This window comes from Acinetobacter sp. SWAC5, assembly GCF_003419885.1.
Classification (GTDB): Bacteria; Pseudomonadota; Gammaproteobacteria; order Pseudomonadales; family Moraxellaceae; genus Acinetobacter; species Acinetobacter cumulans.
In genome coordinates this window covers 72,065-86,205 of sequence record NZ_QUWR01000013.1, presented here as the reverse complement: position 1 = coordinate 86,205, position 14,141 = coordinate 72,065, and the positions used below count along the sequence as shown (strand labels likewise).

Here is a 14,141-nt window from a genome sequence, read left to right as displayed (position 1 = left end):
GCTCACTCCTTATTTCTTCGAACGTATCACAGCAAGATACTCTTGCACTGCGCGATTATGATCTTGCAAATTTGCGCTAAATTTATGCCCACCATTGCCAGTTGCAACAAAGTAAATATTGTCTGCAGCATCTGGATGCATAGCCGCTTCTATGGCTTTTTTACTTGGTAAAGCAATTGGCGTTGGCGGTAAGCCACTCATGGTATAGGTATTATACGGCGTTGGCGTACGCAAATCCTGACGGGTAATATTGCCTGTATATTTATCACCCATGCCATAAATCACGGTTGGGTCGGTTTGTAAACGCATGCCTAATTTTAAACGGCGTACAAATACACCTGACACCTGTTCTAACTCACTGTCGAGGCTGGTTTCCTTTTCAATAATGGATGCCATTACCAGCGCTTCGTATTTATCTTTATATGGCAAATCTGTTGCACGATTCGCCCAAGCTTGATCTAAAGCTTTCATTTGACGGCTGTATAAGTCTTTTAAAATCTTTTTATCCGACTCACCTTTGGCAAAGAAATAAGTATCTGGTGCGAATAAGCCTTCAGGATGGTCAAAAGGAATATCTAATGCCTTTAACAGCTCAGCTTGAGATAAATGAGATACATCATGTTGTACCAATGGATCTTTTTTTAGTGCTTCAATCAATTGTTTAAAGGTTGTGCCTTCAATGACTAAAATGCGATTCATTTGAGCATTATCAACATTTGAAATCATTTGCATAACTTCGCGAATGCTCATACCTTCACGCACTTCATATACACCCGCTTTTAAGGTGTCGTGTATCATCAATTTTTGATACAGCTTCAAAACAATTGGAAAACTAGCTTTATCTTCCTTCACCAATCGATCGATAAAACCTGAATATGTATCGCCCTGACCAATGGCGAGCATCTGTTTTTTACCCTCAATTGGATAAGACTTAAACAAGCTCGACCATAGTACAGCACAGAGCATCACAGCCATGAGCAAAAGCACAAGTAAAATGACTTTTGGCTTTTTAGAAGCAGGCTGTGGCTTTTTATTTTTAGATTTTGGCTTAGCGGATGACATATTCATGAATCTGATTTAATTGAAGGATATGAAACAATTCAGTACAGGCCTGAACATCTAAAGGTGTCGCATTTAAGTGTGAAACAATTTTCATTGGGTGTAAGGCATTGCAAAAAAATAAGCTTTGAATATTTACTATCTCACTCATATCTATTGAGCGTTGCACACACTGAACGCCAGATTGTTGCATACGCATTAAGATGGCTGCCCGCATTACACCATGTACGCCATTATAACGAAGTTCTGGCGTAATCCATGAATCGTTTATACGAATAAAACAATTACTGCTCACACCTTCAACAACTGTCCCTTGTATATCTAAAACGAGTGCTTCACTCCAATTGCTTTGATCGGCCTCTTGTTTAAGCAATACTTGCTCTAAGCGATTCAATGTTTTAAGACCCGCCAAATTAGGCATACTCAGCCCTATCGCCTGCTCCAATACACCACTTTTAATGATGTCGTATTCAAAATTAGTTTGCGCTTTAGGATAATAAAACAGCCATACATCTGCAGGGTGCTGTGGCCAACTATAACCTCGCTGTCCTTCACCACGGCTCAACACAATTTTGACTGTGCCCGACGCTTTTGCATTTGCCTGAACAATTAATGCTAATGTTTTTAAAATAAGTGATAAATCTGCGTTTAGCCCTAATCGCTCATTGGCATGTTGTAAACGTGCCCAGTGTAAATCGTGTAATTCAAGTTGCCCTTCACGTAAACGCGCGGTACTAAAGCAACCATCCCCATAATGAAAAGCACGATCCGACAAAGCAATTGTTGCCTGTTCTGCCCCATTTTTAAAACACAGCATGCACTACGCCCCGCCTTAGCAACTTAATTTTGCGCCTAGTTTAAAAATTGTGAGTCACAATTCCTAGTGTTTATTGGTATTGCATTTTTACAGATATCAAATGCATTTCTTATTATTTTTTCTAAAAACAATCAGCAGATATTCTGCACCCAAGCTATCTGATAAATCAAAATCCAAAGGATAAATAATCATGCATACACTTAAAATTGGGGTATTGGCGGCACTCATTTCAGCGACGTCATTCAGCGCTTTAGCAAAAGACTTTCTCAACGTTTCATACGATCCGACACGCGAACTATATGATAACTTTAACAAAGACTTCGGTGAGTATTGGAAAAAGAAAACTGGCCAAGATATTACATATAAACAATCACATGGTGGTTCTGGCAAACAAGCTCGTTCTGTAATTGATGGCCTAGGTGCTGATGTCGTTACTTTAGCGCTCGCTGCCGATATTGATGCCATTGCAGAAAACTCAAATTTATTGCCTAAAGATTGGCAAAAGAAATTTCCAAATAACTCAACACCCTATACTTCAACCATTGTCTTTTTAGTGCGTAAAGGCAACCCGAAAGGCATTAAAGACTGGGGTGATTTGGTTAAAAATGACGTAGCCATCATTACACCTAACCCTAAAACATCCGGTGGTGCACGTTGGAACTACTTAGCAGCATGGGCATGGGCAAAACACCAAGCAGGCGGTAATGATGCCAAAGCACAAGAGTTTGTACGTCAAATTTATAAAAACACCAAAGTGCTAGACTCAGGTGCACGTGGTGCTACCACTACATTTGCTGAGCGTGGTATTGGGGATGTACTCCTAGCTTGGGAAAATGAAGCCTTCCTTGCACTACGTGAACAGCCGGGTAAGTTTGAAATCGTGACACCGTCTTTGTCTATTTTGGCTGAGCCACCTGTGGCTATTGTAGAGAAAAATGCCGAAAAAGATGGCAATCTGAATTTAGCCAAAGCTTATCTTAACTACTTGTACTCACCAGCGGGTCAAACCATTGCAGCAAACAACTACTATCGCCCACGTAATAGCGCTGTAGCTGCCAAATACACGTCTGTATTTAAGCCATTAAAGTTAGTCACCATTGATAAAGAATTTGGTGGCTGGTCTAAAGTACAGAAAAAACATTTTGATAACGGCGGTATATTTGATCAAATCGTAAAAACCAACAGCGCAAAATAATTTTTATTCGATATTCAAACGCTTATTTTTATATCAAACAGCAGCAATCTTCGGATTGCTGTTTTTGTTAGTCATGCCTTCAGCACACTTATCTTATAATTTCATATTAAATTCATTTTTTATTATTTTTTATGCATAAAGATTGGCGCTATTCTTCTCTGCATTGATAAACATTCAAAAAATTGAGGTCTGTATGCGCTTTTCAGCACAATTGAAACTTGGGGTAATCGCCCTCGCAGTATCAACATTTTCTTTAGGTGCTGCTGCCAAAGACTTTTTAAATGTTTCTTATGATCCGACACGCGAATTATATGAAGCGGTAAACAAAGACTTTGGCAAATACTGGGAAAGCCGTACAGGACAAAAAATTAATTTCAAACAATCTCATGGTGGGTCAGGCAAACAAGCTCGCGCCGTGATTGATGGCCTCGATGCTGATGTTGTAACTTTAGCCTTAGCTGCCGATATTGACGTCATTGCAGAGAAAACCAAAATCTTACCAAAAGATTGGCAAAAAAAATTACCAAACAATGCCACACCATATACCTCAACTATTGTGTTCTTAGTGCGTAAAGGCAATCCAAAAGCTATTAAAGACTGGGGCGACTTAGTTAAACCAGGCGTAGGTATTATTACACCTAACCCTAAAACTTCGGGTGGCGCACGTTGGAACTACTTAGCAGCATGGGCATGGGCAAAACACCAAGCAGGTGGTAATGATGCCAAAGCACAAGAGTTTGTACGTCAAATTTATAAAAATACGAAAGTGTTAGACTCAGGTGCACGTGGCGCAACCACAACTTTTGCTGAACGTGGCATTGGCGATGTACTCCTAGCTTGGGAAAACGAAGCATATTTGGCGCTTCGTGAACAACCAGGCAAGTTTGAAATCGTAACGCCATCATTGTCTATTTTGGCTGAGCCACCTGTTGCAATTGCCGAAAAAAATGCAGAGAAAAAAGGCAATAAATATTTAGCACAAGGTTATTTAAATTTCTTGTATTCACCACGTGGACAACAACTAGCAGCTGAAAACTTCTACCGTCCACGTAATGAAAAAACTTTAGCGCAATACCGTCACGTATTTAAACCACTCAAATTGGTCACGATTGATCAAGAGTTTGGGGGCTGGGACAAAGTACAAAAAGCCCACTTTGATAATGGCGGTATCTTTGACCAAATCGTAAAAACGAATAACGGAAAATAATTCCGACACCGTATAAGGAGTATAGACATGACGCATACTGTAGTTGTTCCTGGTGTAGGCGGTAGTGAATACAATCACTGGCAGTCTTGGCTTGAACGCCAGCTCATGTCATGCTCACGTGTACAACAAAAAGATTGGAACCAACCTATATTAGAGCAATGGATTGCACAATTTGTGCAAACCGTAGCTCCAATACAAGACCAAATTCAGATTGTTGCGCACAGCTTTGGATGCTTAACCACTGTAGCTGCTCTTACACAGCACCCAGAATTCAATCAAAAAATTAAAAAATTGATTCTGGTTGCACCAGCAAACCCTGCTCGCTTTGGTGAGGCTGGTTTTGCTCGTGATAGTCAAAATGACTATGAAGCTTATTTTCATCAATTAAGCATTCATGTCCCAACGACTTTAATCATTAGTGAAAATGATCCGTGGTTAGCTTTTGATGATGCACAGCGTCTGGCAAAATCTTGGCAATTGACACCAGTCAATGCGGGACTTGCAGGACATATTAATGTTGCGTCTGGTTTTGGGCCATTTCCTGAAGTATTTAACTATCTTGTTTCAGAAAAAACCATGCCACATATCAGTAAAGCTGATGACAGCAAGTATTTTTTTAAATTTGCAATTTAGTCATCGCCACTTATGCTTGAGCCAATTTTTCATATTTTTGTTGACTGACTTCAGTCAACGTTCTCTCTTTGAGGAGTAATCATGTCGCAGCGATCCCGAGTGCTGCCAGGATTTGGTCTGTCTCTAGGCTTTACCCTAGCGTATTTGTCTTTAATTGTGCTCATTCCTTTATCTGCGGTGTTTATCAAATCGTTAGGTATTGGTTGGGACGGTCTTTGGGAAATTTTAAGTTCTGAGCGAATTTTAAAATCCTTACAATTAAGCTTTAGTGCCGCCATTATTGCGGCCTTAATCAATGTCGTATTTGGCTTATTGTTGGCTTGGTGCTTAGTGCGCCATACCTTCCCAGGTAAACGTATTGTTGATGCCTTAGTTGACTTACCTTTTGCATTGCCAACTGCAGTTGCAGGTATTGCCCTAACGTCGCTGTATGCACCAACAGGCTGGATTGGTCAGTATCTTGAGCCCATTGGCATTAAAGTGGCATATACCCCGATTGGTATTACCCTCGCTTTAATTTTTATTGGTATTCCTTTCGTTGTACGTACCGTACAACCTGTACTGAGTGACTTGGAAACTGAGCTTGAAGAAGCTGCTTCTGCTTTAGGTGCAAACCGTCTGCAGATTGTGACCAAAGTGATTCTGCCGATTTTATTCCCAGCACTTATTACAGGCTTTGCACTCGCATTTGCACGTGGTGTGGGTGAATACGGTTCAGTCATTTTTATTGCAGGTAACCAACCGTTCAAAACGGAAATTGCGCCACTAATGATCATTTCTCGCCTAGAAGAATATGACTATGCAGGTGCAACGACTATTGCTGTCGTTATGCTGGTTATTTCGTTTGCAATTTTGTTCCTCATTAACTTGGTACAAGCTTGGGCGAGCCGCCGTACAGGGAGAACTGCACGATGAACGTAAACAGCAATGCTTTAGCTGAAAAATTGCAGTCACGTGATGCAACGCGTGAACCGACTTGGGTTCGTCGTACACTCATTATCATTGCCATGATTTTCTTTGCCAGCTGCTTAATGTTGCCATTGGTACTGGTATTCGTTGAAGCCTTTAAGCAAGGGGTCGGTGTCTATTTCCAAGCTTTGGTTCATCCAGATACTTTATCTGCAGTTAAACTCACCTTGCTTACGGCGGCAATTGCTGTGCCATTGAACGTCGTATTTGGTGTGGCTGCTGCGTGGTGTGTTGCTAAATTCAATTTCCGTGGTAAGTCTATTTTAACCACCATTATTGATATGCCATTTTCAGTATCGCCTGTTATTGCAGGTTTAATGCTGGTACTGATGTTTGGTACTCAAGGCTGGTTTGGTGGCTGGCTCATGGACAACGACATTAAAATTTTATATGCCGTTCCTGCGATTGTATTAGCCACTGTGTTTATTACAGTACCTTTTGTTGCACGTGAGCTCATTCCTTTGATGGAAGCACAAGGTACCGAAGAAGAAGAAGCTGCGATTGTTCTTGGTGCTTCAGGCTGGCAAACCTTTTGGAAAGTCACACTTCCAAATATCAAATGGGGCTTAATTTACGGCGTGATTCTGTGTAATGCACGCGCAATGGGCGAGTTTGGTGCGGTGTCGGTTGTTTCTGGTCATATTCGTGGTGAAACTAACACCCTACCCCTGCACGTCGAAATTCTTTATAACGAATATACCTTCAGTGCAGCTTTTGCGGTTTCATCTCTCTTGGCATTACTGGCAATTATCACCCTGATTTTAAAAACATGGGTTGAAATCCGCCAAGAGAAACAAGACAAACGCAATAATGATTCAACAGCTTCTTAAGGAATGACCTCATGAGTATTCAAGTAAAAAATATTGAAAAACACTTTGGTGCATTCCATGCGCTGAAAAATATTTCACTCGATTTTCCAGATGGCCAATTGGTTGCACTCCTTGGCCCATCTGGCTGTGGTAAAACAACCCTGCTACGTATTATTGCTGGTCTAGAATCTGCAGATGGTGGTCAAGTGATTTTAGAAGGTGAAGATGCGACCAATGTGCACGTTCGTGAACGTGAAGTTGGTTTTGTATTCCAGCACTATGCCTTGTTCCGCCACATGACTGTATTTGACAATATTGCCTTTGGCTTACGTGTACGCCCACGTGCTACGCGCCCTTCTGAAGCTGAAATTAAAAAACGTGTAACGCGTTTACTTGATTTGGTTCAACTGGGTTTCTTAGCGGATCGTTATCCTGCTCAATTGTCTGGTGGTCAACGCCAACGTATTGCTTTGGCACGTGCTTTAGCTGTTGAGCCACGTGTACTTTTACTCGACGAACCATTTGGTGCCCTCGATGCCAAAGTACGTAAAGAACTCCGTCGTTGGTTGCGTACTCTTCATGATGAATTACATATCACCTCTATTTTTGTAACGCATGACCAAGAGGAAGCTCTGGAAGTTGCCGATCAAATTATTGTGATGAACAAAGGTAATGTTGAGCAAATTGGTTCGCCACGTGAAGTCTACGAAAAACCAGCAACACCGTTTGTGTTCGACTTTTTAGGTCAAGCTAACCGTTTTGAAGGTCAAAATAGCAATGGCATTATTCAAATTGGTGAAGACCGCATTCAATTGCCACAAGCACCAAATTCGCCACAAGGCCCAGTGATTGCCTTTGCCCGTCCTGATGAACTGCGTATTCATGCACAGCCTCAAGACAATGCCATTCAAGCAACGTTCTTACGTGAAGTATGGATTGCAGGCAAAGTACTGGCTGAACTACAAGATCGCCAAGGCAATTTAATTGAAATTACCCTTACACCAGATGATGCAAAATTGCACCAATTCCGTCCAAATCAGACGGTTTGGTTAAGTGCTACTGCTTTGCATTTATTTGAAAATCAAGTCGCATAATACTTATAGATGGGGCTAGGAAAGCCCCATCATTTTTGAGGTAGTCAGAATTATGAATTTCCAACAACTTAGAATTATTCGTGAAACCGTTCGACAAAGCTTTAACCTTACTGAAGCTTCAGCAGCGCTTTACACTTCACAATCTGGCGTAAGTAAACATATTAAAGATTTAGAAGATGAACTTGGCGTACAACTTTTTATTCGTAAAGGTAAGCGTCTTTTAGGCTTAACTGAGCCTGGCCAAGCTTTACTTGGCATTGTAGAACGCATGTTGGTCGATGCCGATAATATTAAACGCCTTGCCGATGACTTTAACAAAGTAGACGAAGGTACATTGACCATTGCCACCACACATACCCAAGCGCGCTATGTGTTACCGCCGATTGTGAATCAATTTAAAAAAGAATTCCCTAAAGTTCATTTGATTTTACAACAAGCAAGCCCAGTCGAAATTACAGAAATGCTGTTACAGGGTGAAGCAGATATTGGTATTGCAACTGAATCACTTACAACTGAAAGTAATCTAGCAAGTGTGCCTTACTATAACTGGCAACACAGTATCATTACGCCACAAAATCATCCATTGGCAAGTCAAGACAATATCCAAATTGAAGACCTTGCCCAATATCCAATTATTACTTATCACGGTGGCTTTACAGGTCGTTCTAAAATTGACCAAGCCTTTGATGATGCAGGCTTAGATGTCGACATCGTAATGTCTGCCCTCGATGCCGATGTTATTAAAACCTATGTAGAGCTGAACATGGGTGTGGGCATTGTCAACAATGTTGCTTATGACAATGAACGCGACTATCGCCTAAAACAAATTGAAACGGATATTTTTGGTATCAACACCACATGGCTTGCCGTACGTAAAGGTCATTTATTACGTGGCTATGGTTATGAATTTATTTCACTCTGCTCACCTGATGCAGATATTAAAGCGCTGAAAAAAGTCGCCTACCCAGAAGATTAAACATAAAAACATAAACAAAAAGAGGCTTCGGCCTCTTTTTTTATCTTAAAAAAAATTTTTTGTGCTTTTTTTAACTTACACTATGGAACAAAAATCACCCAATATTAGGCCCGTTTATGAAACCTGCATCTATGCTTGCGCTACTCCCCCTATGTATCGCATGCCACACGCAAGCAGCAGCGCTCGAACGATCTGGTCAAAGTACATTAGCCTTCCTCGAACCCAACAATTATACGGAATTTAATTTTGGCGTTGTTACGGGCAATCTAAGTGGTGAAAACTCAAATAAAGAAGAGTTGTCCCAAGTCCTGAATGTCACTGATTTTTCAACAGGGAACTTAATTGAAGATTTCCATTTTGTGCAAAGTGCTATTAAATTACAGCTCAATCCACAGGTCTCAGTAGGATTATTACTCGATCAACCCTTTGGCGTTAAACTGAATTATGACTATTCACCTGAATCTATTCTTGGACATGAACAATTAGAAGCTATTGATATTCATCTTAAATCAGAAAATATTACTGCACTAATGGGGTATCAACCCACACCTCAATGGAATATTTATGGTGGATTGGCCTATCAAAACTTTGGTGGCGACCTGAACTTATTTGGACAAAGCTTCTATTTTTTTAACGGCTACAACGTCACCTTAAAAAATGATCGAGCATTAGGATGGCTGGGAGGTATCAGTTATCAGATTCCTGAAATTGCATTACGGGCCAACTTAACTTATCGCTCTAGAATCAAACATAAAAATCAAGCAATTGAAAGCACAGCCATGCATGGCGATTTTTCCGATCGCACTGAAATTGTCACACCTCAATCTGTTAATTTTGACTTTATGAGTGGCATCACCACACATAATCTGATTTATGGTTCTGTAAGATGGGTGGATTGGTCAAATTTTAAAATTAAGCCTAAAGGCTTTGACCAAATTATTCAAAATACCATTTCCGATTTTAAGGCCTTAACACCCACACCAGAAATTTCTGCATTTATTCAGGCATTGGCTAATTTTAATTTAATCGATTACCAATCAGATCAATGGTCAGCCAAAATTGGTATAGCGCATCAGCTCAATGCTCGCACTTTCGCAAGCTTAGAAACGGTATGGGACAGTGGTAGTGATAATCCCGCTTCAACCATTAACCCCGCAAATGGTTATAACGGATTAGGCACAGGTCTTCGTTATCAATTTAGCCCCAAAAGTTTTATTTCTGGTGGTTTGTACTATTTAAAATTTAAACCCTCCAAAGAAGACAAGGGCAGTATTTCAGTAAGTTCTATTTCAACCTTAGATGACCGTACTGCTTGGGCTTATGGTCTAAAAATTGGGCATTTCTTTTGATATTTCAATCGCGAATCTTTTAATATCAGACCATAAAAAAACAGGCCGGAGCCTGTTTTTTTATATGCGGTGAATGCAGCTTACCAATGGTAGCTCACACCCACTTTGCCGACTGGAAGCCATTCAAATTTATCATCATTGGCAATTTGATTCGCTTCGTCATCGACTGCAGCCTGCGCGCCCGTTGGGTTGCCGCTGACTGGACTTAAATTATACTGAGACAATTGTACAGAAGGATTGCCGGTATAATAAGCGCCTACTTCACCGAACACACCCCAGTTTTTATTGATTTTTGGCGCCCAGCCTAAACCAAGGTATGGCGCGATATCATTTTTATATCCCATGGTGCCGCGCACACCGCCTTGACCGGCTGCTGTACTTGCAACTTGGTAGTTTTTACCGTCAATAGATAAGGTTTCGCCCGGGTTGATACGTTTTTGCAGGTCATAGTCGTTATCGATATAGCCAATACCCGCTGCAACATATAAACCTTGCGCCCAAGGGTTTTCACTTGCGCCCCAAGGACGGATTTCAGCGTTTAAATAGACATTGTTGTTTTCCATGTCTAAATCGTATTTAGTGCCGTTGACAGATACATCATCGGTCCATGAAATATCGCCACCGTTATAACCTAGAGCTAAACCAACATAAGGATTGGCTGTCCAAAGTAAAGCACCACCATAACCTGTTGTACCCACTTCAAGGCGTGCGCCAGTTGGAATCAGTTTATTTTGATCAAATGCATAGCCATCATGCACAACTGCTGAATCGGCCATTGCTGTACCAGCTGTAGCCAACATTGCAACTGCTAGAATTGTTGTATGTAGAGCTTTCATTTTGTTTCTCCTCTCAAATAACAACATTAGATAAATTGTTTTACAAATTGATTTTTCATTCTGAGTTGCAATATAAATTAGATACCGATCACGTTTTATTCAAATTTTGCTGAGTTTTTGTTATTTTTTGATACAAATTTGACTGAGATATTGATTTTTAATTTATTTAGAGCATTTTTTAACCACATCTCGGCTTGGTTTTTAACTTCCATTCATTTTAATTATTAATTCCGATCTATTGGTTATTTTCCATCTATTTTTAGCCCAATTTAGTGTAAAATCGATGAAAATTTTTTTCTGGATGGAAGATCATGTCTCAGCTTTCAACAATCATTGAACAAGCGTTTGACAACCGTGCTAACTTCACTGCAGCAAACTGCCCTGCTGAAGTACGTGCAGCAGTTGAGGAAGTAATTGCTGGCCTTGATAACGGCTCTTTACGTGTAGCTGAAAAAATCAATGGTGATTGGGTTGTTCACCAATGGGTTAAGAAAGCGGTATTGTTATCTTTTAAATTAAATGACAACAAGCCAATCGAGTCATGTGACCTTCAATTCTACGATAAAGTAGACACTAAATTCACAGGTTGGACTGAAGAACAATTTAAAGCTGCAGGTGTACGTGTTGTACCACCAGCTGTAGCACGTAAAGGTTCTTTCCAAGCGAAAAACGTTGTATTAATGCCTTCTTATGTAAACATTGGTGCTTACGTTGACGAAGGTACAATGGTAGATACATGGGCAACTGTAGGTTCATGTGCTCAAATTGGTAAAAACGTTCACCTTTCAGGTGGTGTAGGCATTGGTGGTGTACTTGAACCACTTCAAGCTAACCCAACAATTATTGAAGACAACTGCTTCATCGGTGCACGTTCTGAAATCGTTGAAGGCGTAATCGTAGAAGAAGGTTCTGTAATTTCTATGGGCGTGTTCATTGGTCAATCTACTAAGATTTATGACCGCGCAACAGGCGAAATTCACTACGGTCGCGTTCCAGCGGGCTCTGTGGTAGTTGCAGGTAGCCTTCCTTCTAAATGTGGTACTTACAGCCTATATGCAGCAATTATCGTGAAAAAAGTTGACGCTAAAACACGTGCGAAAACAAGCTTGAACGATCTTCTACGCGACGAATAATTTTTTATTCATCTCTTTTGTGTCTCTACGATCAGTCATGATCGTAGAGATTTTTGTTTTCTAAACTATGGTTTAATTTTGCTATGAGTACGCTTCGATCTTCCGCCATTCCTGTTTCTGATCCTTCTGCGGGTTTACGTATTACGGAGATCTTTTATTCATTGCAAGGCGAAGCCAATGCAGCGGGTTTACCGACTGTATTTATCCGTCTTACAGGTTGCCCTCTACGTTGCACCTATTGCGATACCACATATTCGTTTGAAGGTGGTCAACGCCAATCATTAGAAGAAATTATTCAAACCACACTCGACTTTAAAACGCCTTATATTTGCGTTACAGGTGGTGAGCCCTTAGCTCAGCCCAATGCACTTCCACTCATGACCAAACTTGCAGATTTAGGTTGCCAAGTGTCATTAGAAACCAGTGGTGCTTTGGATGTGTCCAAAGTAGACCCTCGTGTATCTAAAGTTTTAGATTTAAAAACCCCAACTTCCGGCGAATCTGCACGGAATTTGCTTAGTAACCTCGATTATTTAACTGAGCACGATCAAATTAAATTTGTCATTTGTAATCGTGAAGATTATGAATGGTCAAAACAGCAAGTTGAACAGTTCCAATTGCATCAAAAAGTCAGCACCGTATGGTTCTCTCCTGCGTTTGCTGTAGAGAAAGGTGCTGTACGTCTTCCTCAACTTGCACGTGATCTTGCGCAGTGGATTTTAGATGACCATCTCCCTGTCCGCTTCCAACTTCAGTTGCATAAACTTCTTTGGAATGACGAAACTGGTCGTTAATAGTATTAAAGAATGTTTGGAGATTTGAACATGCGTCCTCGCGCGATTGTCTTATTATCTGGTGGCTTAGACTCTACTACTTGCTTAGCATGGGCACAGTCAAACTATGAATGTATTGCGCTTAGCTTTATGTATGGTCAACGCTCAACGACTGAATTAGTCGCTGCACAGCAACTGACTAAACAAGCAGGTGTTGAACACCGTGTAATTAATATCGACTTGGGTAATTTAGGTGGCTCTGCACTTACTGATCACAGTATTGAAGTACCTGACCATGAGCAAGAAGGCATTCCTGTTACTTATGTACCAGCACGTAACACGATTTTCTTATCTTATGCCCTCGCAGCAGCAGAAGTTTTTGGTGCTGAAGCAATTGTCATTGGCATCAATGCCGTTGATTATTCAGGCTATCCAGACTGCCGTCCTGAATTTATTGAGGCTTTTGCTAACATGGCGCGCTTAGCAACAAAAGTTGGCGTTGAAGGAAAACCTCTTAAATTTGAAACACCTCTGTTACATTTATCCAAAGCAAATATCATTCGCTTAGGTATAGAACATGGCGTAGACTATAGCCAAACGGTGTCTTGCTATCAAGCAGATGACCAAGGACGTGCTTGTGGTAAATGCGATAGCTGCCGTCTGCGTAAGCAAGGCTTTGCAGATGCAGGAGTTGCAGATCCAACACGTTATATACCGGTATAACAAGGTAGAGTTTATGAATATGCTAAAATCAAACATTATGCTTTCTATTGCAGTATCTGCAACAGCACTATTTGCTTCTGTTGCTCATGCTGACAATGACAAATTACAGCAAGCTTATAAAAGCACTAACGTTAAATCTGCGTTAATTAATGTTTGTAAAGAAGAAACTGGCAAAGGTAAAAAGCTATCTGCTGCTGAAGTCAGCAAATACTGTACTTGTGCTGTTGAAGCAGACGGTCGTTTGACGAATGCACAAAAATGGGACATCCAAAGTGCAATTAACCAAAAGAAAAGCCCTGCATCTTTAGCTTTTGTTCAAAAACAAAATAAAGATTTACAAGCATGTTTTGGCCCTCAGTTAACAGGTAAATTAAAAACCTTAACTGAAGAAGCAATGAAATCTGCTCAAGCATCTAAATAATTTTTTGATGCACTAAAAAGCCTGCAAATTGCAGGCTTTTTTATCTTTGGCAATCTCTTGCTTACGTATATCCAAGCACTCACTGTACCTCTTCGTACGAACTTCTGTATGATAGATTGATTATCTTCACTATATATTTTGATATAA

At 40.5% G+C, this 14,141-nt stretch carries 15 protein-coding genes; 12 read left to right on the top strand and 3 right to left on the bottom strand.

Annotated elements, in window-relative coordinates:
* Nucleotides 1-9: 9 nt before the first annotated feature.
* Nucleotides 10-1,062 (bottom strand): endolytic transglycosylase MltG, encoded by a 1,053-nt coding sequence (gene mltG, locus DYI81_RS10935; RefSeq protein ID WP_117007542.1) that lies wholly within the window; start codon nt 1,060-1,062, stop codon nt 10-12.
* On the bottom strand, nt 1,049-1,876 hold the full coding sequence (gene pabC, locus DYI81_RS10930; protein ID WP_117007514.1) for an aminodeoxychorismate lyase: 828 nt from the start codon (nt 1,874-1,876) through the stop codon (nt 1,049-1,051). The genes mltG and pabC overlap by 14 nt, the downstream gene beginning before the upstream one ends.
* 190 nt (nt 1,877-2,066) lie before the next feature.
* Between pabC and DYI81_RS10925 the strand changes: the two genes are divergently transcribed.
* The 8 genes from DYI81_RS10925 (at nt 2,067) to DYI81_RS10890 (ending at nt 10,108) form a co-directional block, all read left to right on the top strand.
* Complete coding sequence (locus DYI81_RS10925) at nt 2,067-3,071, top strand: sulfate ABC transporter substrate-binding protein (RefSeq protein ID WP_106985910.1); 1,005 nt, start codon at nt 2,067-2,069, stop codon at nt 3,069-3,071.
* Between the two features lie 193 nt (nt 3,072-3,264).
* Entirely contained in the window at nt 3,265-4,278 is a 1,014-nt protein-coding gene (locus DYI81_RS10920) for a sulfate ABC transporter substrate-binding protein (RefSeq protein ID WP_117007513.1), read from the top strand.
* 27 nt (nt 4,279-4,305) lie between these two features.
* Complete coding sequence (locus DYI81_RS10915) at nt 4,306-4,911, top strand: alpha/beta hydrolase (RefSeq protein WP_117007512.1); 606 nt, start codon at nt 4,306-4,308, stop codon at nt 4,909-4,911.
* Between the two features lie 81 nt (nt 4,912-4,992).
* Nucleotides 4,993-5,826, top strand: a complete 834-nt coding sequence (gene cysT, locus DYI81_RS10910; RefSeq protein WP_117007511.1) for a sulfate ABC transporter permease subunit CysT — start codon at nt 4,993-4,995, stop codon at nt 5,824-5,826.
* Nucleotides 5,823-6,710, top strand: coding sequence for a sulfate ABC transporter permease subunit CysW (gene cysW / locus DYI81_RS10905; RefSeq protein ID WP_117007510.1), 888 nt, complete (start codon nt 5,823-5,825; stop codon nt 6,708-6,710). The genes cysT and cysW overlap by 4 nt, the downstream gene beginning before the upstream one ends.
* Nucleotides 6,711-6,721: 11 nt before the next feature.
* The gene (locus DYI81_RS10900; RefSeq protein ID WP_106985915.1) at nt 6,722-7,783 is read left to right on the top strand and encodes a sulfate ABC transporter ATP-binding protein; all 1,062 of its coding nucleotides are present in this window, start codon (nt 6,722-6,724) and stop codon (nt 7,781-7,783) included.
* A gap of 52 nt (nt 7,784-7,835) precedes the next feature.
* Nucleotides 7,836-8,759 carry a CysB family HTH-type transcriptional regulator gene (locus DYI81_RS10895; RefSeq protein ID WP_106985916.1) on the top strand — a complete coding sequence of 308 codons (924 nt, stop codon included), beginning with the start codon at nt 7,836-7,838 and terminating at the stop codon, nt 8,757-8,759.
* A 116-nt stretch (nt 8,760-8,875) separates the two neighbouring features.
* Entirely contained in the window at nt 8,876-10,108 is a 1,233-nt protein-coding gene (locus tag DYI81_RS10890; RefSeq protein WP_117007509.1) for an outer membrane protein transport protein, read from the top strand.
* 80 nt (nt 10,109-10,188) lie between these two features.
* On the opposite strand, the gene carO is transcribed toward DYI81_RS10890, so the two are convergent.
* Complete coding sequence (gene carO / locus DYI81_RS10885; RefSeq protein ID WP_106985918.1) at nt 10,189-10,944, bottom strand: ornithine uptake porin CarO type 1; 756 nt, start codon at nt 10,942-10,944, stop codon at nt 10,189-10,191.
* Between the two features lie 311 nt (nt 10,945-11,255).
* Here carO and dapD point away from each other — a divergent pair, with 311 nt between their 5' ends.
* The 4 genes from dapD (at nt 11,256) to DYI81_RS10865 (ending at nt 13,994) form a co-directional block, all read left to right on the top strand.
* Nucleotides 11,256-12,077, top strand: coding sequence for a 2,3,4,5-tetrahydropyridine-2,6-dicarboxylate N-succinyltransferase (gene dapD / locus DYI81_RS10880; protein ID WP_117007508.1), 822 nt, complete (start codon nt 11,256-11,258; stop codon nt 12,075-12,077).
* Nucleotides 12,078-12,160: 83 nt separating this feature from the next.
* A complete protein-coding gene (gene queE / locus DYI81_RS10875; RefSeq protein WP_117007507.1) occupies nt 12,161-12,871 on the top strand; it encodes a 7-carboxy-7-deazaguanine synthase QueE in 711 nt (236 codons plus the stop codon).
* Between the two features lie 30 nt (nt 12,872-12,901).
* Nucleotides 12,902-13,573 (top strand): 7-cyano-7-deazaguanine synthase QueC, encoded by a 672-nt coding sequence (gene queC / locus DYI81_RS10870; RefSeq protein WP_106985921.1) that lies wholly within the window; start codon nt 12,902-12,904, stop codon nt 13,571-13,573.
* Nucleotides 13,574-13,586: 13 nt separating this feature from the next.
* Complete coding sequence (locus tag DYI81_RS10865) at nt 13,587-13,994, top strand: hypothetical protein (RefSeq protein ID WP_106985922.1); 408 nt, start codon at nt 13,587-13,589, stop codon at nt 13,992-13,994.
* Nucleotides 13,995-14,141: the final 147 nt, after the last annotated feature.